The sequence below is a fragment of the Paenibacillus sp. ClWae2A genome, assembly GCF_032452295.1.
Classification (GTDB): Bacteria; Bacillota; Bacilli; order Paenibacillales; family Paenibacillaceae; genus Paenibacillus.
Genome location: NZ_JAULSQ010000007.1, coordinates 204561 through 228923 on the forward strand (window position 1 = coordinate 204561; position 24363 = coordinate 228923).

22 protein-coding genes are annotated in these 24363 nt (G+C 42.4%); 1 reads left to right on the forward strand and 21 read right to left on the reverse strand.

Annotated elements, in window-relative coordinates; genetic code table 11:
* Positions 1–43: 43 nt before the first annotated feature.
* Positions 44–955: a YitT family protein gene (locus QVE09_RS20715; protein ID WP_036668942.1), complete on the reverse strand. Its 912-nt coding sequence runs from the start codon at positions 953–955 to the stop codon at positions 44–46.
* 347 nt (positions 956–1302) lie between these two features.
* On the reverse strand, positions 1303–2742 hold the full coding sequence (gene cls / locus QVE09_RS20720; RefSeq protein WP_315938298.1) for a cardiolipin synthase: 1440 nt from the start codon (positions 2740–2742) through the stop codon (positions 1303–1305).
* Positions 2743–3117: 375 nt separating this feature from the next.
* Here cls and QVE09_RS20725 point away from each other — a divergent pair, with 375 nt between their 5' ends.
* Complete coding sequence (locus QVE09_RS20725; RefSeq protein ID WP_315938299.1) at positions 3118–4476, forward strand: hemolysin family protein; 1359 nt, start codon at positions 3118–3120, stop codon at positions 4474–4476.
* A 94-nt stretch (positions 4477–4570) separates the two neighbouring features.
* Here QVE09_RS20725 and QVE09_RS20730 read toward each other — a convergent pair whose 3' ends face one another.
* The 19 genes from QVE09_RS20730 to QVE09_RS20820 all read right to left on the reverse strand — a co-directional run bounded on the left by QVE09_RS20730 (position 4571) and on the right by QVE09_RS20820 (position 24363).
* Positions 4571–6154, reverse strand: a complete 1584-nt coding sequence (locus tag QVE09_RS20730) for an alpha/beta hydrolase family protein (protein WP_315938300.1) — start codon at positions 6152–6154, stop codon at positions 4571–4573.
* 54 nt (positions 6155–6208) lie between these two features.
* Complete coding sequence (locus tag QVE09_RS20735) at positions 6209–7309, reverse strand: DUF1648 domain-containing protein (protein ID WP_315938301.1); 1101 nt, start codon at positions 7307–7309, stop codon at positions 6209–6211.
* Between the two features lie 23 nt (positions 7310–7332).
* On the reverse strand, positions 7333–7728 hold the full coding sequence (locus QVE09_RS20740; protein WP_017690102.1) for a GntR family transcriptional regulator: 396 nt from the start codon (positions 7726–7728) through the stop codon (positions 7333–7335).
* Between the two features lie 215 nt (positions 7729–7943).
* Positions 7944–9017, reverse strand: coding sequence for an AI-2E family transporter (locus tag QVE09_RS20745; RefSeq protein ID WP_315938302.1), 1074 nt, complete (start codon positions 9015–9017; stop codon positions 7944–7946).
* A 174-nt stretch (positions 9018–9191) separates the two neighbouring features.
* Entirely contained in the window at positions 9192–9983 is a 792-nt protein-coding gene (locus QVE09_RS20750) for an ABC transporter permease (protein ID WP_315938303.1), read from the reverse strand.
* On the reverse strand, positions 9976–10884 hold the full coding sequence (locus QVE09_RS20755; RefSeq protein ID WP_315938304.1) for an ABC transporter ATP-binding protein: 909 nt from the start codon (positions 10882–10884) through the stop codon (positions 9976–9978). The genes QVE09_RS20750 and QVE09_RS20755 overlap by 8 nt, the downstream gene beginning before the upstream one ends.
* A 32-nt stretch (positions 10885–10916) precedes the next feature.
* Positions 10917–11168, reverse strand: coding sequence for a hypothetical protein (locus QVE09_RS20760; protein WP_143760279.1), 252 nt, complete (start codon positions 11166–11168; stop codon positions 10917–10919).
* Between the two features lie 251 nt (positions 11169–11419).
* Entirely contained in the window at positions 11420–11941 is a 522-nt protein-coding gene (locus QVE09_RS20765; protein ID WP_315938305.1) for a hypothetical protein, read from the reverse strand.
* Between the two features lie 93 nt (positions 11942–12034).
* Positions 12035–12607, reverse strand: a complete 573-nt coding sequence (locus QVE09_RS20770) for a VanZ family protein (RefSeq protein ID WP_315938306.1) — start codon at positions 12605–12607, stop codon at positions 12035–12037.
* Positions 12608–12640: 33 nt separating this feature from the next.
* Complete coding sequence (locus QVE09_RS20775) at positions 12641–13558, reverse strand: LCP family glycopolymer transferase (protein WP_315938307.1); 918 nt, start codon at positions 13556–13558, stop codon at positions 12641–12643.
* Between the two features lie 39 nt (positions 13559–13597).
* Positions 13598–14929 (reverse strand): UDP-glucose dehydrogenase family protein, encoded by a 1332-nt coding sequence (locus QVE09_RS20780; RefSeq protein WP_315938308.1) that lies wholly within the window; start codon positions 14927–14929, stop codon positions 13598–13600.
* Positions 14926–16314, reverse strand: coding sequence for a sugar phosphate nucleotidyltransferase (locus tag QVE09_RS20785; RefSeq protein ID WP_315938309.1), 1389 nt, complete (start codon positions 16312–16314; stop codon positions 14926–14928). The genes QVE09_RS20780 and QVE09_RS20785 overlap by 4 nt, the downstream gene beginning before the upstream one ends.
* A gap of 47 nt (positions 16315–16361) precedes the next feature.
* Positions 16362–17360, reverse strand: coding sequence for a polysaccharide pyruvyl transferase family protein (locus tag QVE09_RS20790; RefSeq protein WP_315938310.1), 999 nt, complete (start codon positions 17358–17360; stop codon positions 16362–16364).
* Complete coding sequence (locus tag QVE09_RS20795) at positions 17326–18711, reverse strand: lipopolysaccharide biosynthesis protein (RefSeq protein ID WP_315938311.1); 1386 nt, start codon at positions 18709–18711, stop codon at positions 17326–17328. Before QVE09_RS20795 ends, QVE09_RS20790 begins: the two co-directional genes overlap by 35 nt.
* Entirely contained in the window at positions 18711–19607 is an 897-nt protein-coding gene (locus tag QVE09_RS20800) for a glycosyltransferase (RefSeq protein WP_315938312.1), read from the reverse strand. The genes QVE09_RS20795 and QVE09_RS20800 overlap by 1 nt, the downstream gene beginning before the upstream one ends.
* Positions 19608–19638: 31 nt before the next feature.
* Complete coding sequence (locus QVE09_RS20805; protein ID WP_315938313.1) at positions 19639–20784, reverse strand: glycosyltransferase family 4 protein; 1146 nt, start codon at positions 20782–20784, stop codon at positions 19639–19641.
* A 39-nt stretch (positions 20785–20823) separates the two neighbouring features.
* Positions 20824–21906 (reverse strand): glycosyltransferase family 4 protein, encoded by a 1083-nt coding sequence (locus tag QVE09_RS20810; protein WP_315938314.1) that lies wholly within the window; start codon positions 21904–21906, stop codon positions 20824–20826.
* Positions 21899–23053: a glycosyltransferase gene (locus QVE09_RS20815; protein WP_315938315.1), complete on the reverse strand. Its 1155-nt coding sequence runs from the start codon at positions 23051–23053 to the stop codon at positions 21899–21901. Before QVE09_RS20815 ends, QVE09_RS20810 begins: the two co-directional genes overlap by 8 nt.
* Positions 23054–23058: 5 nt before the next feature.
* Positions 23059–24363 carry a hypothetical protein gene (locus tag QVE09_RS20820; RefSeq protein ID WP_315938316.1) on the reverse strand — a complete coding sequence of 435 codons (1305 nt, stop codon included), beginning with the start codon at positions 24361–24363 and terminating at the stop codon, positions 23059–23061.

Genomic DNA, 24363 nt, shown 5'->3' on the forward strand with positions numbered 1-24363 from the left:
ACAAGGGTGTCGGCTATTATCATTCATGCGTCTGTATAAATCGCTAATGGATACCTTTTTTCTTGAAACGTCCGCCCTTCACGTCATGAATGTTACCGATCGCCACAAAGGCTTGCGGGTCCCAATCTTCAACGATGGTCTTTAGCTTCGCTTCTTCCAAACGGGTGATCACGACAAAAATGATCTTTTTCTCGTCCCCGCTGAATCCGCCCTCTCCATCCAGGAAAGTTACACCACGACCAAGACGGTCTGTCAGGGCTGAACCGATATCACGATATTTCTCACTAATGATCCATACCGATTTGGACTGGTCAAGTCCTTCATTCACAATATCAATCATCTTCATCGCAATATAATATGCAATCATGGAATACAGGGCATTCGGCCAGCCGAATACAAATCCTGCACCTGCGAAAATAAACACGTTAATGAACAATACGATCTGTCCTACAGACAAAGGTGACTTCTCACTAAGCAAGATGGCCACAATCTCCGTACCATCCAGTGAACCGCCAGACCGAATGACAAGTCCAACACCCACACCCAGGATCAATCCGCCAAATACAGCTCCGAGCAAAGGCTCCCCTGGTGTTAATGCAGGAACATGGTGCAATAATGAAGTCCCAATGGACATAACCACGATCCCCAGCAGCGTGGATAACGCAAATGTTTTACCAATCTGCTTGTAACCCAGAATCAGGAAAGGCAAGTTGAGCAAGGTCAGGAATACTCCGAGTGGCAGATGTGTAAGTTCTGACACCATAATTGAAATCCCCGTAATCCCACCATCAATAACACCATTCGGTACGAGAAACACTTCAAGCGATACAGCCATTAGTGCAGCACCGATCAGAATCATCACAATTCGCTGCAGCAGTTTTAATGTAAACACCGAGCTTTTGACCCCGCGGTCAGCTTGCTTGGCTGTTAGTTCTTTCACCGTTACATTGGACATGGTATCCCCCCCGTTAAATCAGTGTGTGAATCCATTTTATAAATCATTTAAATACTCAGGGTGAATCTACATATGGAAAACAGCAAACTGCGTTCTATATGTACCCTGGCTATACAGCGCAAGCATCTAAAGGCGATATAAAATGGATTCAAAATGTTATTCATCCCGGTTTGCACTTTCAAAAGAGAGCAAAAGGGAGCCTGTTTCCCGCAGACTCCCCTCCTTCGCCAAGACATGATTTATATATCTATTATATCATAAAAGATCAAATTTGCGCAAAATACTTAGCAAAAAGAAGATAAATTCACAAAAAGTGAACTTATCTTCAGAAATCTGCCCTAAATCGGCTAAAGAAGCGGAGAAAGCATCCGAGAAAGCATTTCTGCGCCTTTTTGCCATCGTGAACGCTTCTGAAATACCTTCCCATCGATCTGACTGCATTCCCCGAGATCACGTTCAAAGTCAGTGATCAAACGATGAATCGCAGAGGACTCGAACAGGACAGCCGTCAACTCGAAATTGCAGAAAAAACTGCGCATATCCATGTTGGCTGTTCCGACTGTAGCGAGCAACCCATCAACAATCATCACTTTGGCATGTACAAAACCTTTGCGATATTGGAAGAACTGCACACCTGCTCGCAACAGTTCCTCCACATATGAAAGTGACGCCAGATGCACGAGCCTTGAATCGGATTGATACGGAATGATAATTCTTACATCAACGCCACTGACAGCAGCTGTTTTGAGTGCCTCATACAGGGCAGGATCAGGAATAAAATAAGGTGTGGTAATGTATATCCGGTCACAGGCTACAGAAATGGCCCCAAAACACATTTCCTGAATGGCATCCCAGTCCTGATCCGGTCCACTAGCCAGTATCTGAATTCGCTCTTCCCCGCTACAGATATGGGGAGGAAATAATCCTGAAAGCTGGGGTTCTGTGATTCGCTCACCGGCTGCCAATTTCCAGTCGTTAAGAAACGTACTTTGTAGAAAGTATACGGCGTCTCCCTCAATCTGCACATGTGTGTCCCGCCAGAAACCCACCTCTGGATATTGTCCAAGATAATCATCACCTACGTTAATGCCGCCCACAAAACCAACCTGTCCATCCACAACAACAATTTTGCGGTGATTCCGGTAGTTTACTCTGCGGTCAATCGTAGCGATCAGCGGTGGGAGAAAATAATGGAATTCCACACCTGCATCCTGAAGTTTACGGATAAAGCTCCCTTTCATCTTGTGGCTGCCGAGACCGTCGCAGATAAACCGAACCTTCACACCCTCTTGCGCCTTACGAATCATGACATCCTGAAACTTGGTGCTAATGACATCATCACGGAAAATGTAAAATTCCACATGCAGATGGTGCTTGGCTTTTTCCATTTCCCTCAGCATTGCTGCAAATGCCTCTTCACCATTTGTGAGTACCCTACTGTGGTTACAACCCGTAATCGGGCTCTCCGACAGATGGGATAACAGGTTAAACAATCGATGCTGGTGACTGAAACGATCGCCAGGCATATGTTTCACATCTCCAATGATGTGGGCTTGTTCCCAGATCGTTTCCTTCATTTCACGGAAGATGCGCGATCCACCCTTGCGAAGTTTTTTTCGTTTGTTATAATCCTGCGCCACAAAATAATACACTACAAAACCGATCAAAGGCACACAGAACAGAATAAACAGCCAAGCCACAGCTTTAGCCGGATTACGAAATTCCAGCAAAAGAATTGTGGCTGCCTGGAAAATAAATACGAGTAATATAATGACCAGCCAGAACATTCGGCTTCCTCCTCAGGTGGCAAGCTTCATGACCTTGCCTTTCTCTCACCTACACAGCTTTGACGATTATGTATACAGCTAATCATAGATACCCAATGTACCCCCTATTCGTAACGTTTGCTTAGATAAAACTTTACATAAGCACGTGGAATACTTGATTCTGGTAATCCGATTTTCTGCTCATAGGTTGTATATTATGACTGTGTTACCTTCTACATATCAGATTTATCATGGAGCAGATCCGCATTGTGACGCCAATCTGCTCATCCCCCCTTCCAGACTCTTCCTCTTTTCTTCATGAGAAGGTGGTCTTCTTACGTAAAATTAGATATAATACTCGTTAAAAACTTATTACCTAAAGGAGAAGAGCAGTGAATGGAAAGTGAGAGGTATGCGTTAAATTTAGTATTGGTTGCTTTTTTGATAGGACTTTCGGCGTTTTTTGTTGCAGTGGAGTTCGCTCTGGTAAGGGTTCGTCCGAGCCGGATCGACCAAATGATTGCAGAAGGAAACAAGCGTGCAGTGGCTGTGAAACAAGCCGTTGCAAATCTGGATGGCTATTTGTCCGCCTGCCAGCTTGGAATCACGATTACCTCTCTGGGCTTGGGTTGGCTGGGTGAACCTACGGTAGAGAAGATTCTCCACCCTGTGTTTGAAAGCTTGCAAATTCCTGAGGCGGTTTCTTCATTCTTATCATTTGTTATCGCGTTTGCTTCCATCACGTATCTGCATGTTGTGGTTGGTGAACTCGCTCCAAAAACGATTGCAATCCGGAAAGCCGAGACTGTTGCACTGCTGACGTCTACACCTATCATCTGGTTTAACCGAATTATGTATCCTTTTATCTGGCTATTAAACGGCTCAGCGAACCAACTGGTGAAACTGTTCGGAATCAAACCTGCTTCTGAACATGAAGATGCACACTCCGAAGAAGAGTTGCAGATCATTATTAATGAAAGCTTTGAAAGTGGTAAAATCAACCAAGCCGAGTTTGGTTATGTAAGCCGGATCTTTGCTTTTGATGAGATGTTAGCCAAAGAAATCATGGTACCCCGGACCGATATGGTCTGCCTTTATGTGAATAGAACAAACGAGGAAAACCTGGAGATCATTCGTGAAGAACAATATACACGTTTTCCAGTAGTGAATGAGAGTAAAGACGATATCATCGGTATCATTAATACGAAACAATTCTTCCTGGAACTTTACGGAAACGATGAACCTGTTGATCTATCCTCCCTGATTCAGCCTGTATCGGCTGTTCACGAAACAACTCCTGTGAAGGACTTGCTCAAGAAAATGCAGAAGGATGGCGTACATATCGCCGTACTTGTCGACGAATATGGAGGAACTTCCGGAATTGTAACCATCGAGGATGTGCTTGAGCAGATTGTTGGTGAGATTCGCGACGAGTTCGACGCAGACGAAGTGGAAGATATTCAAGTCATCAATGAGAACTATGTCATTATGGATGGCAAGGTTTCCTTATCGAAGGTGAACGACATGTTTATGTCCAGCCTGGATGCAGATGAGTGGGACACCATTGGTGGATGGCTCTACAGCCATCGTCCCGAGATGAACGAACAGGAAGAATATGAGTTCGAGAATCTAATCTTTGTTTTGCTGGAAAAAGACAAGAATCGGTTCTACAAAGTCGCTGTTGTTCCCAAGGAACCACTGACCATGTCCGATTATACCGATGAAGACGAGAAAGAGTCCAATTGGTCTAAATAAAGCCAATTTATAAATAAGAAGAGGAGCACTTGCCTATTTTGGTAAGTGCTCCTCTTCTTATTATTTCTGGCTCAATGTGTTACTCTTCTCCATGTTATTTTAATACCCACTTCGCAATATCATCGATAATGGCTTTGGAGACATTAGATGGCTCAGCGTACTCTTGACCGATCGAAAGTCCATCATAGCTGGATAAAAGATGATTTACCTTTGGATAGCTATTGTACGTTACATTGGAATGACCTTGAAGAGACGATTTCCAGGCTTGAAATTGATTCATAGACACTTGCACATCGTTTTCGCCTTGTATAACAAGCATAGGGGTATTTTGTGTTTTAGCCAGTTCCGCAGGCACATAATCTCTCTGCTCAAACCACCAATAAGCAGGTTGAAGTGGGAACGCCTCGGGAAGATGATCTACAGAATATTTTGGATCTTTAACCATAGCAGCAACATTTTTATAAAAATCAGCCTGTCCTTGAATGATCTCCGTGTCTAAACCTAGCTGCTTCATCCGATCCACCAATTCGTCCTGCTGCTCGGTAAGCACATCCACAAAGCTACTACTTGGTGCAGCAAGTAGAATACTTCCTGCAATATCATGTTGTTTATCCTCAGCAATGATTAACGGCATTGCAAACCCGCCTTGACTATGTCCAGCTACAAAAATCGCTGTAGAATCAATATTTGCATTCTTTTTAAGCAATTCCACTGCATCGTTTACCTGATCTACGCTCTCTTGTTTTAATGTGAATTTAGGCTGTGAAGCCACCTTATAGGTGTGCTCATACGTAACCTTATCGTATCTTAATACGGCAACTCCTTGTGAAGCTAGACCTACCGCAAGATCGCGAAACGGCTTTGCACCACCAATGGCAGCATCTTGATTGCTAGGCCCAGATCCGTGTACCAGAATGACAACCGGGAAAGGTCCCTCTCCCTTGGGCAAAGTTAATGTCCCTGGCAAAGCTAAATCACCCTGACCAACCGTAATGTCTTGTTCTGTATAGGCAGATGGGTCGTCGTAGCTTGGTTTTTGATACACATCTGGCGTAGCGGCGGCAATATGCAAATCATCCACAAGTCCGTTATGATTCATTCTGACCGTCATATTTAAACGAGTTAGCTCTGTTTTGAACGTATAGGTAACATTGCGATGCACGGTATTATTTTCTACATGCTTAGCTATGGCTTCACTTGTAATTTTGCCATTTTGTCCTTCTAAAGCTCCCCATAGCTGACTCAACAACGTGGGTGACAACACTCCACTCACAGAGGTATGAACATACTTGGCAGCCTCCTTGCCATCGCCCTCACTAATAAGGGAAATGAATATATCCTCAGGTGCTGCCTTCAGCGTCTCGGAAAGAAATGCCCCATCCATATAGGTAGTTCCTTTCGTGAACTGAACAGGATTGTCTAAGGATATGGCTTGCCCATTCACCATCGCCTGTTTCTCTCCTACCTTAACTACAATCGTAAGCTCACTTTTTCGTATTGTGATTTCTCCTGTCTTTTGTTGCCAAGATACCTCTGCCCCATTTTTTTCTGCAATCTCACGAATAGGAACAAGATTTTCAATACCAGCGGATTTTTCAGCAGCTTCTGAGATGGATGTTACCGGAAGGATGAGACCTACGAAAGTAAGAGAAAGTAATAGCTTTTTCCAATTGTTCATTGTAATAACTCCTCCTAATAATTTCATCTATTATATGCATAGATATATGAGCATTTATTGGCTCAGAACTCTGCTTATAACAACAATAGCAATGATGAATAACAACAGGACCCAAGATAGTGGACGAGCGAAGTTAATTGTCCAGCCTATTCCATACCGTTTTTCTACGGTAAAAGAAGGGTCATTGGCATTGAAGTAAATAAAACCAAGCTTCCAATGTTCATCGTCATTCACAGGCTGCTTCTTGGATCGTTCACGATCCTCTTGATGATTCCGAATTTTCCCACCGCCTTGTCTGCCTGTGAGAGATAGCCCTACCGCGCCTAACAAGATCAGCACAGGGGTAATGAAGATAATACCTTTTAACAAGACGAGATTCGGGACGAACATATTCATCTGAATGAAGGCAAATAAAATAGTAAGAAGCAACCCCGTTATGATCGTAAATAGGGACCACTTACGGCGAAATCGGATATGATCAGCCGCAAATTGAGCAGGATTAGATGGAGTAAGCTGTTGTTTGCTTGTTTTAATACTCCAGTTCACCAACATCATAAGTGCAATGATGCCTAGCTGTACAAGATTAATAGCCAGTACCGAGAGGTAGGTTTTAGGCGCACTGGAAATGACATTGCCCTGAAGATCATATTTCATTGGAATGACGTTAGGGAGTGCCTTATAATTCAGGATTGAAATGATCGCAATGGCTACGATAATAGCAATGTGAATGAGAAACCAATAGTTGGAATAGGTGAGTTTATTTTGACGGAAGGTGGTATCGATTTTAACCCGTTGAGGTGCTTCTACAGTTGTAAGTGTTCCTTTTATCTTTTTCATCTTGAAATGAAATAAGATGTGTAGTGCTGCCCAGTATACAATGAACAGCACTGTGCAAACACCGGTGATCATTGCCGTAGACTTTTCATTAGCAGATGGGAGTAAATACAGACAGACAAGTATAATCATCCCGTTTCCGATCAGACTTACGGTAGCAAACGTACTCCGCAGCTTACGCAAGATGGGTGTGTAGTAATTATACTCACTTACCGTAACCCCAAAGCTGATGGTTTCCCTTGTCACATATGGTGCAAAGGATAGAAGTATGGCTAATGGAGCAAAGATTAAAATAATAGGTAATATACTAAATAGTTGCATACATAACACACTCCCTTGATTCTTTATTCTTTGTTGTGACCCATCTTCACATCATCATACATTTGGTCTAACACCGCAGATAGTTCCTCTTTGGTCATTCCGCGACAGATCGCTTCGGCAATAATCGGTCTAAATTCTCTTTGCTGCTTTTTCAAAAAATCATCCGTTAAACCAGGCATTCCATCAGGGTTCACTACGACTCCCTTTTGTCTATGAACCAGAATGTATCCATCTTGCTTGAGTAGTGTATAAGCCTTGTTGACGGTGTGAAGGTTAACACCGATATCTGCGGCCAAATTCCGAACCGAAGGTAACGCCTCCCCTAGCTGTAACTCACCACTAGCAATGCCTTCAATAATTTGATAAACCAGTTGTGAATAGATGGGAAGTTCGGATTGCATATCCAGTTGAATAATCAAGAGTTCACCTTCTTTTTGTTATCTGTTATATATCAAGTATAACAGGTATAACAGTAGTAAGCAATATGAATGAAAAAAAAGCCGTATATCAATGGCGAGGGCAACTTACCTGACCCTTAAGCATTGATATGCGACTTATCCCTGATGAGCTTATCTATGTGATTCAAGAACAAACATTAGTCGAGCATATGACAGAGATGTATTTCTAACTCCATTCAGAGTTCAGTCTTATCCTCAACAATCCGATAATGGATCTTGCGAACTATAATTTTTATAATCATATACAGGGGAATAACGATGATCATACCCAAGATATTTCCCAGATCAGCACCCACGAGCAAAAGGATAACGGTTGTCAGCGGATGAATATCGAGCTGCTTGCCATAGACGTAAGGTGAGATCAGGTTATCCTGGATTTGCTGTGCGATCACAATGATGACCAGTGACCAGATCGCCATCGAAGGTGATTCAATAAACGCGACAATGACAACCGGAATAGCTGCCAGCAAAGCACCCACATAAGGGATGAAGTTCAGAATAATGGATACAACGGTCAGCAGCAATGCGTAAGGCAAACCTAAAATGAGAAAACCGATGTACATCAGAATCCCCAGAGCTACATTAACAATAACCCGGCCAACAATATAGTTGCTTAGTGCTTCATCGATCTCATGGACGGTTTCTTCCCCATCCTTCCGATAATGTCTTGGCAACAATAAGGTCAGATTCGTTCCAAACTTGCTGCCTTCCTTGAGCATGTAATACAACATAATCGGGAACGTTGCCAGAATAATAACCAGATTGGATACAACGGAGAATAACCCGGAGACATAATTGGTTACCTGAGTGATCCCTTGGCTCAGAACATCGGATAATCGTGAGAATAGATTGGAATCATCGGGCAGGTATCTGGAAACAAAATTGCTCTTTTCAAGTGCATTCAACTGATCACTGAGTGAAGTAACCAATGCTGGAGCGTTCTCCACGAAATTCATCAATTGTTCACGCAGGGAAGGCCATACAAGCACACTAAAACCTGCAAGTACTAATGCAATTACGACATAAATAATCAGAACTGATAATGCACGCTTGATCTTATGCCTTTCCATATAATCGACGAGCGGACGCAGCAGATAATAGAAGAAACCAGCAATCAGCAGTGGAATGATGATGATGTGAATCAGTGAGGTCAGGGGACTGAAAATAAAGTTCACTTTATCCCCCAGATACACAATGAGCAGCAACAAAATAATTGCTGTGCATATGCGGTAGAACTTGTTATTTATCAAGAAACGTGATCCCTCCATGCGCTGCGTTGCCAAAGTGACTGCGGCGTTCATATGTATATCTAGTCATTACTAATGCTACTAATTACCCTTAAATGACAGTCATGCCACAGCCGATGCTGAATATACCCTTTTTTCTTTCCAAAACAGCATTGGAGCAAAAAAAAGAAGCAGGCGTTAGCCTGCCACATCTCTTTTGCTGAATACAACCCAGGAAATCACCATGAAAATAACGTAATACACCGCCAGGACTGCAATGGAGAAACCCAGTGTCATTCCTGCACTCGGACCACCCATTAGCGCAAAATCCGCCCCGGAGGTCATGTATTTGCTAAGATCCATGTTGTTGAACAGAACATACTTAGCCCATTCATAACGGACCGGATTAAATATGAGTGAGAAGATACTTTGTGAGAACATAATGAACAGGGATAATCCAATCGCAAGTGCGCCTGAACGAAATACGGAGGACACCATAAAGGCAATCGCAAGTGTAATGAACAGATCAACGTACAAATATCCCCATAACGTCAGAGCATTGGTAGCCGGACTGCTGCTTCCTCCCGGAGCATCATGCGAGAAAAGAATATAAGACGTTAGCATGGCCATCGCGATGACCAGCAATGTACTGACAATACTGAAACCAATTACGGTCAGGTATTTGGAAGCGAGAACTTTGCTTCGTGACCATGGACGGATCAGCAATAGCTTAATGGTTCCCCAGGTAAATTCGCCCGCGACCGATTCCGCTGCAATCACGACACAGAAGATCGTGTTTAGGAAAAACGTAATCTGGATGGTCGTTACAGCCGCTTCCCAGTACAAAACTTCATTGGACCCCATTCCTTCTCGAAGTAACACTGGCATTAATAGCGAGATCAGCGCCAGAATCGATAACATGATCCAGGTACGGGGACGACGGAAAATTTTCATATTCTCATTCAATATCAGATTACCGAAACTACCCAATGCCTCCACCCCCAGTTACTTGCAAGAATTGTTCTTCCAGGGTGTGAGTCACGTTACGAATACCATATACCTGAAACCCTTCGCTAACCAGCTTGGCATTGATATCCGGAATCTGCTCACGAGACACCCGCATCACCAGGACATTGCCCTTTACGACAGCACCCTGAATCAGATCCGCAGCTTGTTCAGCATCATTCAGCTCAAAAGCAACTTCGATTAGTGCATCCGAACCAGCTTCAGTCCGAAGGTTTCTTACATCGATCAACTTGCCATTCTGGATGATGGCCACCGTATCACACATCAGCTCCATCTCCGACAATAAATGACTGGATACGAAGACCGTGATGCCTTCCTCTTGGGTGAGCTGACGCAAATAGTCTCTCAGTTCCCGTATACCCTGTGGGTCCAGACCATTGGTCGGCTCATCCAGTACAAGCAGCTTCGGTTTATGTAATATCGCTTGCGCGACACCCAGACGCTGGCGCATGCCCAGTGAATAGGTTTTGACCTTATCGTGAATACGGGCCGTAAGCCCCACACGCTCAATCGTTTCCGCAATACGTTCTTTCGTAACTCCCGGCGACATGCGGGCAAAGTGAACGAGATTTTGGTACCCGGTCAGAAACTTGTACATTTCCGGATTTTCCACAATAGCTCCTACCTGTGCTACCGCCTGTTCAAATTCATTTTTCACACTGTGTCCCGAGATGAAAATGTCACCTTTACTGATGGACATCAGTCCAACCATCATCCGAATCGTTGTTGTTTTCCCCGCGCCATTAGGTCCTAAAAAACCAAAAACCTGCCCCGGAGAAATATCCAGAGTCAGGTCGCTGACCAATGATCGGGAGGATATGATTTTGCTGACGCCCTGAATCCGGACGACCGGCTCCTGCTGCATTCAATCCCCTCCTTCATGGACGAGCACATAACTCATGCCCGTTTCTCATATGAACATAGTGTATCATAATCTTTAGTATATTGTCCCGCAAACTGGGATTTCCCCTGACGTTTCGCTTCAACTACACACGCTTCACAGCATCCAAGCGGCATTTCACTCCGGTAGAATCCGGTGCGAAATACGTGATTGCCTCCATTGCCCTCTTCCTTCATTTCAACAGAGCTTCTAGTGACCGACACAATCATCCCACAACTGACACAGTAAAAGCGGCCCGTTTCGATCAATGATATTCCTTCCCCTCACAAGGAGCTTAGAAGTCCTTGTTATTTGTCGTTAGACGCTGAAAATTGATACATTTTGTATCTATCTCGTAATTTACTTGACACCGGGACTAATGTCAAGGCTTTACAGCAATAAAAACAAACAAAACACAAAAAAAGCTCCATAAATGCGACAAAAGTCTCGCATTTACAGAGCTTCATGTTAGGTAAATGATACAATTCGGTTCAATGTATGGGTTAATATTATTTTCTGATCAGTTACTGTGGTCGGCATCCGAGGTATGCGCATTCTTCTGATTTGGATAATACCAGAGTAAGGTCCACCCATCGCCATCCTCTACCAAATAACAGGTCTGTACAATATCAAATTGTCCAAAGGTACCTGAGTACTTCTGGGTGACCCGGATTCTGTAGGCTTCAGAAAATGGCTTAACGCCATCGATCACGGTTACATCGAACTCGCGCTCCGGCTTTTCCATCTCCAGTTCAAAAGTTTCCACGCCAAAGTGCTGCATAAATATATGTGCTCTGTTCTGTACGTAAGCACTCTTGGGAAACCGCTCTTTCATCAGGGGATGAAAGAGTTCCCACGAACTGCCGAAGTCACCCGTCTGCTCATATTTGTAAAACTCTTCGGCAACAGCAGCAGCTTCATCCGATGTATCTGCGTGAAACAAATACGGAATGGTTCTGGCAATCAACCACAGCAAAATTACAATGATCGCGATGAACCCGATCTTCTTGAGCAAAGCATTCCGGTTCCTTCTTCGCAGCATGTCCAGTCCTCCTTGTCCTACTCCATACTTATGATGGATGGTAGACAAGTAGAAGTTGAACGATACATCTAATTTCCTGGGAAATCACGTTCTTTAGCGATGAGAGCGTCTAAATGATCTTAATTTCCGATAGATCGCTACGCCCGCTATCCACAACATAACACCACAGAGACCACCAATCAGATCAACTCCCACATCTCGAATGGAAGCTGTCCGATTGGGGCTGAATTGCTGGATATATTCATCAATTGATGCGATCACAATCACAGTAGCCAGCGCAATTCGTATACAGGTTTTCATACCGCTTCTTCGATAACGCATGCCACAATAGACAAGTACAGCTAGCACAGCATAAACAAATATATGCGCAGTTTTACGAAATATGAACTCGGCAAAGTCATAGGGTCGTGCGTTCAGTGAATAATGATGCTCACCATAAGTGAACTGGATATCAGGCAAGCTTAATACCCATTGGATCTGCTCAGACCATTGATGAAGCCAAGGCTGAATCGTTTGTTGTTGATAGGATTGAGCGGACATGGACCAAATCACCACAACCCAGATCGTAATCAGCAGCAATGACAGAATATAAATATACGGCCGTTGTCGGCGTCTGTGCTTATGTCTTCTTTTTCTGTAATCCCCCTCCGCAGGCAATGTCCTCACCACTTTCCTGCCATAGCCTTTCATACTGACGCTTTATTTCTCTAAATGATCTTCCAGTATGCCGTGAATGCGATCCCTTTCCTGTTGATCCACAATATAATAATAAATCCCATTGATTTTTTCGCCTTTACCCTTAATCTCCACCGTATCTACATTCTCCAGATCATTACGATAATCGAGGAGGAGTTCCTTCATTTCATCAAAAGTAAGGTCTGTTCTGACATGTGTGCCTAGTTCATCCAGCATATTTTGGATATGAATTACACTGGAGAATTGCATCGTATTCTTAAGCATCTGCTTCAGAACTTCACGCTGTCGATCATTACGCCCCAAATCCCCTTTAGGGTCATCATAGCGCATCCTTGAAAAACCAAGCGCTGCGACACCATCCAGATGAATATTGCCTTGCTCATAACGCTGGCCCTCATAATCAAAGGCAAATGGGTTATTTACATTCACGCCTCCAACCAGATCAATGATTTTGGAAAAACCCTCCATATCCACTTTCATATAATAATGAATGGGAACCCCCAGAAATTGTTCGACTGTCCTCACCGACATATCAACGCCTCCGAATGCATAAGCGTGATTAATCTTATCTTCGGTATCGTATCCAACGATTTCTGTCCGCGTATCCCTTGGAATATTAAACATAAGTACTTGTTTCTTCGCTGGATTCACACTTAAAACAATCATTGTATCCGAACGACCTCGATCATTTGCACGTTCATCCACGCCCAGCACAAGTGCATTAAAAGGCTCCTTGCTGTTAATATCCACCTGAAGCCCGCCTCTGCGATCTGTAACAGAGACAGGCTTCACAGGATCTCGGGGCTCATAGATTTGATTAGCCGTTGATTTAACGGATTGGTACAAATATATGGCGCAACCAAATACCACAATTACTAAAAGGGAAACCATCCATATTGTAATTTTAATCCACTTTTTCATGGGATCTTCCTCACTCACATTCAAGTTGATAATCGGTCATTATATAATTGCAGTCGCTTTCCCCTCAAGCTTTTTCAGCCCTGGACGACCAACAGAATAATATTGAAGATTAGACGCTTGGATCTGTTCGGCACTGTACAAATTACGACCATCAATCATAATAGGGTCCTTCATAACTTCGACCAACGCATCCAAATTGATTTGGCCGAATTCCTTCCATTCGGTCAATACGCATAGGGCATCTGCTCCTTCAGCAGCATGGAGGGGACTCTCTTCCCACGAGATGGAAGCCACATCTACCTCTTTACGGAAATTGGCTGTTGCAATAGGATCGTAGGCTTTAATTACAGCTCCGGCATCGCTTAAATGTTGAATGATATCAATCGCTGGCGCATCGCGGACATCATCCGTATCCGGTTTAAACGCCAGCCCCCAGACTGCAATGGTTTTCCCTGTCAAAGATCCGAGGGCCTCTTCCAGTTTGTGAATGACATGGAAGCGTTGATCCTGATTTACCTGGACAACGGATTTTAACAATCTGAAGTCATAATCCACCATACCCGCGATTTGAATTAATGCCTGTGTGTCTTTGGGAAAGCAAGATCCCCCATATCCAATACCTGCTTTCAAAAAGGAAGATCCAATACGTTTATCGTAGCCCATCCCTTCTGCTACTCGTGTAACATCGGCTCCTACTTTCTCACATATATTCGAAATTTCATTAATAAATGATATTTTGGTTGCCAAAAAAGCATTGGAGGCATATTTGATCATTTCAGCTGATCGAATATCTGTAATGATCAGGTTTTCCGTTAAAGGACGATGAAGCTTTTTTAACGTTTGAATGGCCCGATCACTGTTTGTCCCGATGACAATACGGTCCGGGTTTAACGTATCTTTAACTGCTGATCCTTCCCGCAGAAACTCGGGAACAGAAGCCACATCAAAAGGTTTGGAAGAAATGCTGCGGATCAGCTCACACACACGATCATTGGTCCCTACAGGTACTGTACTTTTTGTTACGATAATTTTATAGCTATCCATGTGGCTTCCAATCTCAACAGCCACTTGCTCTACATAGCTCAGATTGGCTTCGCCGCTTGGAAGTGAAGGGGTACCCACAGCAATAAAGATAATATCCGACTGGTTAATCGCCTCACCGATATTCGAAGTAAATGACAGTTTACCCGCTTGCATATTGGAGGACATCAGCTCTTTGAGTCCAGGCTCGTAGATGGGAACGTTACCCTCATTGAGCATTTCTACTTTGGCCTGGTTGTTGTCCACACAGATGACCTGATTGCCGATTTCCGAAAAGCATACTCCCGATACAAGACCTACGTACCCTGTTCCAATCACCGCAATATTCATCTTGTTTTCCCCCAATTTACACAATTTTGGATAATATCAGACCAATCCATCTCGATTCGTACGATATCCTCTTCCACCAGCTCACTGCCCATCTGAACTTCTATAATTTCAAGTTCGGTTACGGCTTTCACACTGTGTTTACTACCTGCCAGAATCGAAATGACATCCCCTTGATTAAGCAGTCTCAGTTCACCATCCAGAATCAGTTCGCCTTGACCCGAAACAACTGTCCATACTTCATTTCGTTTGAGATGGTATTGATAAGAAAAATTCTTATCCGCCCCAACGATAATACGTTTAGTTAATACCTCTTCTCCTCTGGCATTCCGCGTGTAATCAAGCACTTTGTAACAACCCCAGCGGCGTTCCTCATACATAGGGCGTTGGGTATCATCCTTAAGAATCTCTTTAATCTGTGGACTTGCTTCTTTCTCACTAACCAGAATTCCATCTGGACTGATCGCAACGATAAGATTGGATACTCCCAGAACACACACCGGAATATTCAACTCATTGATCAGATGTGTGTTTACCGAGCTGTTCGTCATTACACCTTTGCCCACAATATGGGTACTCATCTCGTCCGTCAGCGTATTCCATGTGCCGAGATCTTTCCAATATCCCTCATAAGGTGTGACCACGATGTGACTGGCTTTTTCGACTACCTGATAATCGAAGCTAATTTTCTGTAATCTTCCGTATTGTTTCAGCATCTCTTCATACTGAATTGGCAGTTCAAGGGAGATCAGCAGATTAATCAGATAGTTCAGCTTGAATGCAAAAACCCCGCAATTCCAAAGGGCAGATTGTTCTATCATCTCTGCCGCTTCAGTCTCACAGGGTTTTTCTTGAAAACGCGATACTTTGGCGTAATGGTTATGTTTTTCGGTTTCATGAGGATCAGGAATAATATAACCGTATTTCTCTGAAGGATACGTCGGTTTTACCCCAATTAATGCGAGCTCCGCGCCAGACTCATCTAACACTCCTTCAAGCTCCGTAACTTTATAGAAAAAGGATTCCTCCACATAGGGATCAACGGGAAGTACAGCAACCGTTTCGTTCAGACTGACACCCTGTACCGAATACAGATATACAGCTGCCAAGGCAATTGCGGGAAAGGTATCTCTGCGTTCCGGCTCTACGACAAGATCAACCTCATCGCCCAGTTGACTCCGTAAAATCTCCACCTGTGGCTTACTCGTTGCGATCGTGGCCTGTTCGCTTAACCCCGTGTGCTGCAGTTGCCTCCACACCCGTTGAACCATGGATTCCGTTTGCCCTTCAGGGCCCTCCAGTACTTTCAGGAACTGCTTCGATCTCGTATCGTTGGATAAGGGCCATAATCTCTTGCCTGATCCACCGGAGAGAAGTACGATTCTCATGGTTATCACTCCACTCTCTATATTTTACACACATTGAGCCCGTTTTTTTATACTGTTGCGGTTGTTTCCATATACTTAGGTGTAGGTGGAGAGGTCGTTTTTGAGGAGGTATCCATGTTTGCCGTGTTAACTTCATGAGTCCATATCCGATAATATCCAGAGTTTTTCCCGTAGGAGTTATCAATTAGCACATTTGGTTTTGCCATAAGGCAGGATAAGATGTGTCCGTGTAATCTGGAAGAATGAATCATGCGATAGTCCGCGAAACAACGAATAGCTTTGTTCACCAGATAATCACTATATTTCATCCATAAAAATTGCGAAATGGCTCTTGATGCAGGTTTTTTCAGTCCTTTACTGATGTAATAAATAAGTTTCTTTTCATATCTGTTATATAATGTTGGCCAATCTAAGTAGTCACCTTGCTGCTCTGTTGAAATTGAAGATTGTTGAGAGATTTGTTCAATATCTGTTCTAAAGAAATTCAACTTTTCTTTACGCGGGGAACGTTTCAATTCAATTGGCCATAATTGATGTGCCATATCAGGAATTAAAGCCACCTCACAGTTGGGGAAATTCTCGGATGCAATTTGAAACGATATTTCATCTCTAACATATATATGGAGATCTGGATGTTGATTAAAAATAGCAGCGGTTCTATGAAGAGCAGACTGATCCTTATAAAATATCGTCTGAGGAAGAATCACAATCTTATGATTCGGATATTGCTGAACAATATTTTCTCTCAATTTTTGATGTGCTTCGTATAAATCGCCAAAATTCCCGCCACCATGAAGTACAATGATTTGATCTCGTGGTATTTCAACCTGATAATCAAAATCATAAACACTATATCTATGGGTGACGTGAATACGGTGGTCTTTAAAAAAAGTCTCTGTTCCTTTCATAATAAGAAGATCACCACAATTGCTATGGACAGGGTAATCAATATAATAAATTTTGGAATTAGAAGGTATGACCTCCAGTATGGATTCAAGCTGCTTTTTCAACTCATCCATGGGATGAGTCCTTTGCACGTTTGACATCTTTTCCGGCTCCTTTGAGTATATTTTTCTCTCTCAATCTTTCCTTTAGAAAAGTAATATCTTCCTTGTTGTACAGCATCTTATGAATAGGCATTTTAAAAATAATGGATACAGATGCCAATGACATCAATATGCGAACAAAGGAACCGAGCAATAGTGCTAACCCTATTCCGTATAAGCCCAGTAGTGGAGTGAGCACAAAGAATAAAGTAATGGTCACTACCAATGCTACAATCTGCCGGAGTACGATTACACCAGGTCTTCCCAACGCATTGAATGCCGAAGCCAGAATCCAGGATCCTCCGCCAACAATGCATTCCACAGATAATAAATAAAACACACCGCTAGCTTCAAGAAATTCTGGTCCGAATAGTATTCCAATAAAAAAACGACCAATCAGCATACTAGGTATGATGATGATCGTCATAAGAACCATACTAATACGGAAGGCTCTGCCTACAAGAGTCAGTACCTTCTGCTGCTCCATACCTGCGACCTTCGGAAAGATCACATTCGTTATCGCAGTCTGAACTACGTTAAACATTCGGGAGAGGGCAAAAACAACCGAATATAACCCAAAATCTTTGGGTGTAAGTAAAGCCAAAATAATTATTTTATCAAACTGGTTATACAAAGTACCAAGCAGCTCCACACCGTATACTCGAATACCATAACTGAATAGGTGAATACAGGTTCTAAATTGACCCGCCAGCTTGCTTACTGAACTGAATATTTGCTGCCTCATGGCATACATGTAACAGATTAATACAAGTATATTAGCTGCAAAACTAACAATAATTGCTCTTTCCACCGTCAATATGCCTGTTATCCACAGCAACACCAGACCAACAAGATTAAATAAGGGGGCAAACAGCCTCGATAGATTATAAATATGGAATTTATCCGTCCCTTGGGCGGCGGCTGCAAGCACTCCCATAAACAACATTACAGGAACCATGGATACAGTATACCAGCGCGCAATAGAAACGACCGATTCCGAATATCCGGAGAGCCAGAAAGAGATGCCAAACCAACTTACAATTCCAGCTATCAAGCTGATAGGAATTTGAACTGCAAAACTCATGCTGATATATGTTGGCAATTGATTTATGTTCTTTTTCACATTGTAGATTAACGAGGTTGGTAGACCAAATGCAGCTAGACCAGATATAAAGGCGGGCCAGAACAGTACAGCAGCAAGTTCACCTTTACCGGTTGCCCCAAACATTCGGGCTGTAATAATAGAAGTGAGAGTTGTCACAGCCATAATAAGAATATTGGCAACACTGGTCATAAAAATGGTCTGCACCATGCTAAGCTGTCTTGGCTTTTTGGAAATTGCCATATTCATCAGGTGTTCAGTCCTCTGCTGTTCCGGAAAGACCCTACGATCGTTCCGTTACGATAAGATATCTTTGCCATTTCACTCATTACCTTTTGGACATTATTAAATGAGATTAATATTAATAATGCCGCCTGAATAATCCTTACAGTATGCTTGAATATTCCCCATCCACTCTTCTTATAACGTGTTGCATCACTAATGCCTTGCCAATAAACTCTTCGCAGTAACCAACGTTTAGTTAACCTACTTCTTGCTATTTTGTGCTCTACAATAGCGTATGGACTGTAAAAAACTTTATACTCTAGACGAACTCTGCCAATTAGCTCGCTTTCTTCACTTGACATTAAATTGCTACCCACACGTCCCAAATCTTCTCTAAATGGTTTAATCTTCTGAAAAATACTTTTTCTGAAAGCTACATTAGCTCCAAAAGGAATAGAGGGTGCCTGCATTTCCACAATATCGCTCGAAAAATCCATCAGCGTGTACAGACTAATGATATCATGTGGTATCCAATCAGGCTTCCCACCCTCCCAGATAGGTACTATTTTCCCGCCAACACAACCAATTTGGGAATCCATATCAAAAATTCTAACGACTTCTTTAATCCAGGTAGAACATGCTAGTGCGTCATCATCCAGGAATAAGATAAACTCCCCCTTTGCTTCCTGTATCGCTCTATTTCTTGCATAGGATAATCCTAATTGAGGCTCGAAAATATAGCGAACATGCGCTGGCATGTTAAGAGAGTCGAATAATTCTTTTGTATTATCAGTTGAATTATTATCAATAACCAGTATCTCGTAATCAGCACTACCCGTGTCCCCATTCAAAACACTTTCAACAGCCTGCATCGTGTCTATTGCTCTGTTGTGTGTACAAATGGATACTGAAGCCCTCATTATCTCACCTCAAATATAAAGTTTTATTTGTTCAGGCTAATTGCTTCAACAGCTGTCCGCGATGCGACCATAAGCAATGATTAATGACCCAGTCATAACCGTTATTTCCCATCGTTCTGGCCAGTCCTTCATCTGTAATCAATTCTTCGATACGATTGGCGATTTCCTTTTCATCCAGAGGATTTACAAGATAACCGGTTATCTTGTCCTTTACTGCGTCAGGAATTCCACCACTATTGCCCGCAATCACGGGTAATCTGTAGTAGTTGGCTTCAAGGAATACAATTCCGAAACCTTCAACATCACCTTTTTCCTTAATATCGCGGCTGGGCATGATGAATAAATCAGAACATTCATATAACTGATGCAGCTCTTGGTCAGTGATGCCGCCTGTGAAAACAACTACAGAATCTAACCCGTACTGGCTCACCAGACGTTCCAATTCCCCTCTGTGTGGACCATCTCCACATATTAGATATTTCAGATTAGGAATCCGCTCAATCACAAGACTAATAGCTTTAAGAGCGACATCATGTCCCTTGCGCTCAACCAAACGAGAGACGGTTATCATTATTTTTTTGCCATGTAGATCATATTTATCATGGATATTTTCATTGAAATCAGAACCACCAATTAGTTTGCTTACGTTTAATCCCGGTGGAATAATGACAATCTGCATCTCCGGAATGCCCAGCTCCACCAACTTTGACTTGGTATACTTACTATTGGCAATCACCTTGTCAGACCGCTTCAAAATGAACAATAGCAGTGAAAACAACTTGCTATTCACCATCCCCATTACATCCAGGCCATGAACATAAGGGAAATATTTAACCCCGAAAAAAAATTTCATAAACGGGCCTGTGATGCCTACTGGAAATATGTTGACAAAGTGTATTTCGTCCGTCTTTTTGCGCCATTTCAAAGTAATAAGTTGGAAGACTAGGACAATCTGGGATAGTATGAGCAGAAGCTTATTGGAATTCCAAAAGATTCGCTTCCTGATAATCTCGAAATCGGTCTTCTGGTCAAATTGTTCTGACGCTGCAACATCCTTTATTTTATTCGTTAGAACCGTCGTCTCATCTGCCGGAATCTGTGATATAAGTCCATAAGCGTAATCATGAATCCCTCCTTTTTCGGGCGGGAAATCAATAGCAACAAATACCTTATTCATACATTTTATCTCCCTTGAGAGGTCTTATGGAAAGAGTATCTACATCGTGTTCATAATGATGTTCACCGTGTCTTTAGCACATTTGTTCCAGGAAAACAGACCCGAGTGATCTTTTCCTTTATAAGACATTTGCTTGCTCAATTCCGGATTTGATGTAATTTCAATCAATTGTGAAGCTGCTTCTTTCGGATTATCCGGATTAAAATACAAAACAGCATCCCCACATACTTCTGGAATGGATGCACGAGAAGATACAATAACCGGGCAACCTGACGCCATTGCTTCCAAAGGTGGCAAGCCAAAACCTTCATACAAGGAAGGGAATATAAACCCAGCAGCACCCTCGTAAAGCGCCTTTAATTCCTCATCTGTAACATAGCCCACCCAATTAACAGTATCGGATTTGGCCCATGTCTGTTCACCAAAAACTTTACTGTTTTTAGACCCAACAATAACAACATTCAAATTGTGAGCTTCAATCTCAGGTAAAACTTTAAAAATTAAGTTGAAGTTTTTATAGGGATTCATCGTACTAACGGCCAAGACATAAGGTGATTGAACACCATATTTTTCGATCGTTCCTGCAGCCGCCTTTTCTCGATGAATGTGATCAATACCCAGATGAGTGACCACGAGCTTGTGCTCCGCTATTTTACAGTGTTGCATCAGTTCTCCTTTGGAGAAGTGAGACACAGTAATAATCTTCTTGGACGTTTTCCCCAGTCGAACCATCAAAAATTTGTACCAAGCACGGAAAGCAAAAGAAAAAGCCTTTGGGTAGTTGAACACAGCGGCATCATGGATGGTTACAATCTGATTTTTGTTAAAAGCTGGCCCTGTGTTACATAGATTGATTAACAGCCCATTTTTCGCATGAAAGGGGAGTTCAAGTTGTTCCCATAGATGTCCTTTCAACTTACCAACTGCTTTGTGGCGTATATGCTTGAATTCTGGTTTGTTAATTATATTGGAGGGAGATAATAAGCAAAATTCATAACGTTTCCCGTCAATTTCACCCCGATCAATCAATTGATCAATTTCACTCACAAGCTCAAGTGCATATCGCTGAACTCCGGTTATGGTCTGAGTCAAAAAACGAGCATTAATATATATTTTAATCATGTGCATCTCCAGCTCTCTTCGAAAATTCTAAGCGACTCGTCACGGGTATTTCCTGAACAGAAGCTCCTGTAAATGCCTCATAATAGAGCCCCACAATCTCTTCGTTCATCCGAGAAGCATTAAATTTATCCTTATAGATGGCATAACCTGCCTCACCCATTTTTACCAATTCAGCCTTGTCTAGGTTCTTCAGGATGTTCAACAGTTCATGAGAGTGTTCAATATCAAAAATATATCCACTTTCCCCATGCTGAATGAGTTCTGGTAAAGCTCCGCGACTACTTCCGATAACGGGTTTCCGGTTCTTCATAGCCTCAATAGCAACAAGTCCGAAACCTTCCCATCTGGATGGCATGATGACCGCATCACATTGCTGATAATATCGATCAATTTCCGCATTGTTCACCCAGCCAAGACGAATAATGTTTTCGGGAAATTCCCATACCTTGTCTTCAAGTACGGTGTCTCCGATAACATACAAGCGAATGTGTTGCTGCAATTCCGGATATTCTTTAAACATATTCAGTACAATATCAAGCCCTTTTTGTCGGTCATACCTACCCACAAATAACAACTGAATGATATCTGACTCCTCTGAAGATTTGCTTACGGGAATAAATTTACTAGCTTTGCATTCACGTATACCGTTATAGACAAGTTTGGACTTAGAAGCGGATAAACCCATACGTAAAGATTGTTCCAGTTCATACTTGGAAATATTAACAATCACATCCGTTTTATATTCCATAAGCTTTTCTATTAAGAAATAACCTTTTCTATACAACGGTTTAGTGTCCATCAAAAAAGCCCAACCATGGGAGCAATAGAAAACGATAGATTTTTGTGGGAAAATAAAAAATAAGCCCCTTGCGAGCATACCCGCAAATGAGCTATGAATATGAATAATATCTGGTTGAATAGACTTAATGGCTTGGTGAATTTGTCTCATGGCCGCTAAAAAGTATTTGGGGTGACGTGTGTACTCATAACGCAGAATGTGATCCGGCTCCAAATCAAAATCAGAAGCCGAATTATAGTCACTCATCAGTAGATAAACATCGAAAAATTCACGTTGGTATCCAACAACTTCATTAAGATAGGTCGCCATTCCACCAACGACGTATTCGCCGATGTGTAAAATCCTCAATCTTCTCACCCCGCTTTCTGTGGTATTTCCCCTGAATTATGAGACTGAACAATAGCCATGCCAATGAGCATCCAGAAGAAAACGTTGGCAGGAAACAACTCAAGTACATTCGTTGTAAGACTTGCAGCTGCCACTCCCGCGCCAAGTGCAAGTGCCATCTGAGGCAATCGCAAAGGGCTCGAGTCAGTTAATACATTCATTTTCTTTACAAGCGAGACAACAATCCACATAAATAAAACGATAAAATAAATGATGCCGATCCAACCTGTCTGTTCGTATAAGGAAAAATACTGATTGTCTACCGCAAAATTACTAGAGTTCACACCGATCATATACGTTCTCCGACTTGCAGCCCCTACCGAACCAATCCCATTGCCGATCGCTCCATTCATCGTAAACGGAGAAGTAAGACTGTTCCCCCATGTCTGTAATCGATCCAATAAGGAAGAACTGGAAAGCAAATTTTTAGATTCCAGCATTCTGCTCCCGAAGAACACAGCTGCTGGGAGCAACATGAAAGTAACGGCAAGTAGCAGTGTGTTTTTTTTGCTATATTTTCGAATCTGGAGAAAAAACATAATGATTTGATATACAAGCCACAGTAACAGTGCTGATCGAATGGTCGACAATAGCAAGAAGCTGATTGTCAGCAATTGAATGATTAATCGAAAAAAACGATGCTTCAATGCCATTTTAGTTCGTTCTGCAATCAAGCCTGTTATAAGCAAAGCATACGCATAACCGTCAGGTGAATAGGTTATAGATGACAGGCGGGGTACACCTTCTAAATAGTTTTTAATGTTCACTCCATAGATAAAACCAAGCGAGATCAACTTTTCAATCCCAAGTGAGTACTGAACCAGCCAACCAACGATTAATAAAATAAATATAATCAGGTTTGTTCTGGCAAACGCATAAATGCCATGACATTGTGAGATGAGCATCCCGGTAAACATCATAATTAACGGTAAAAATGTGATTTTAAGCCCATATATAAGTGTTACAACACTTGCACCCAGCAACAGATTTAACGCACCTAGTGCAATAACTGACCCCAATATGAATAGAAAAGGCCTAATGAATGAAGTCTGGCTTCGGTATACTTTCCTTAAAGCAAAGATCGCGACCAACACCATGCCTACGTCCTTTAGTGAACGAATGATGATGTTATCGACATAAATAGAGACCAAACCATAGATGGATAAATAGATCAGCAATATATGGACGGTTGTATTGAATAGTGAATACTGTGATTCTGGTTTCACATAAACATACGAATGGGGTCTGGCATTCAAGGAAGTAATTTGCAT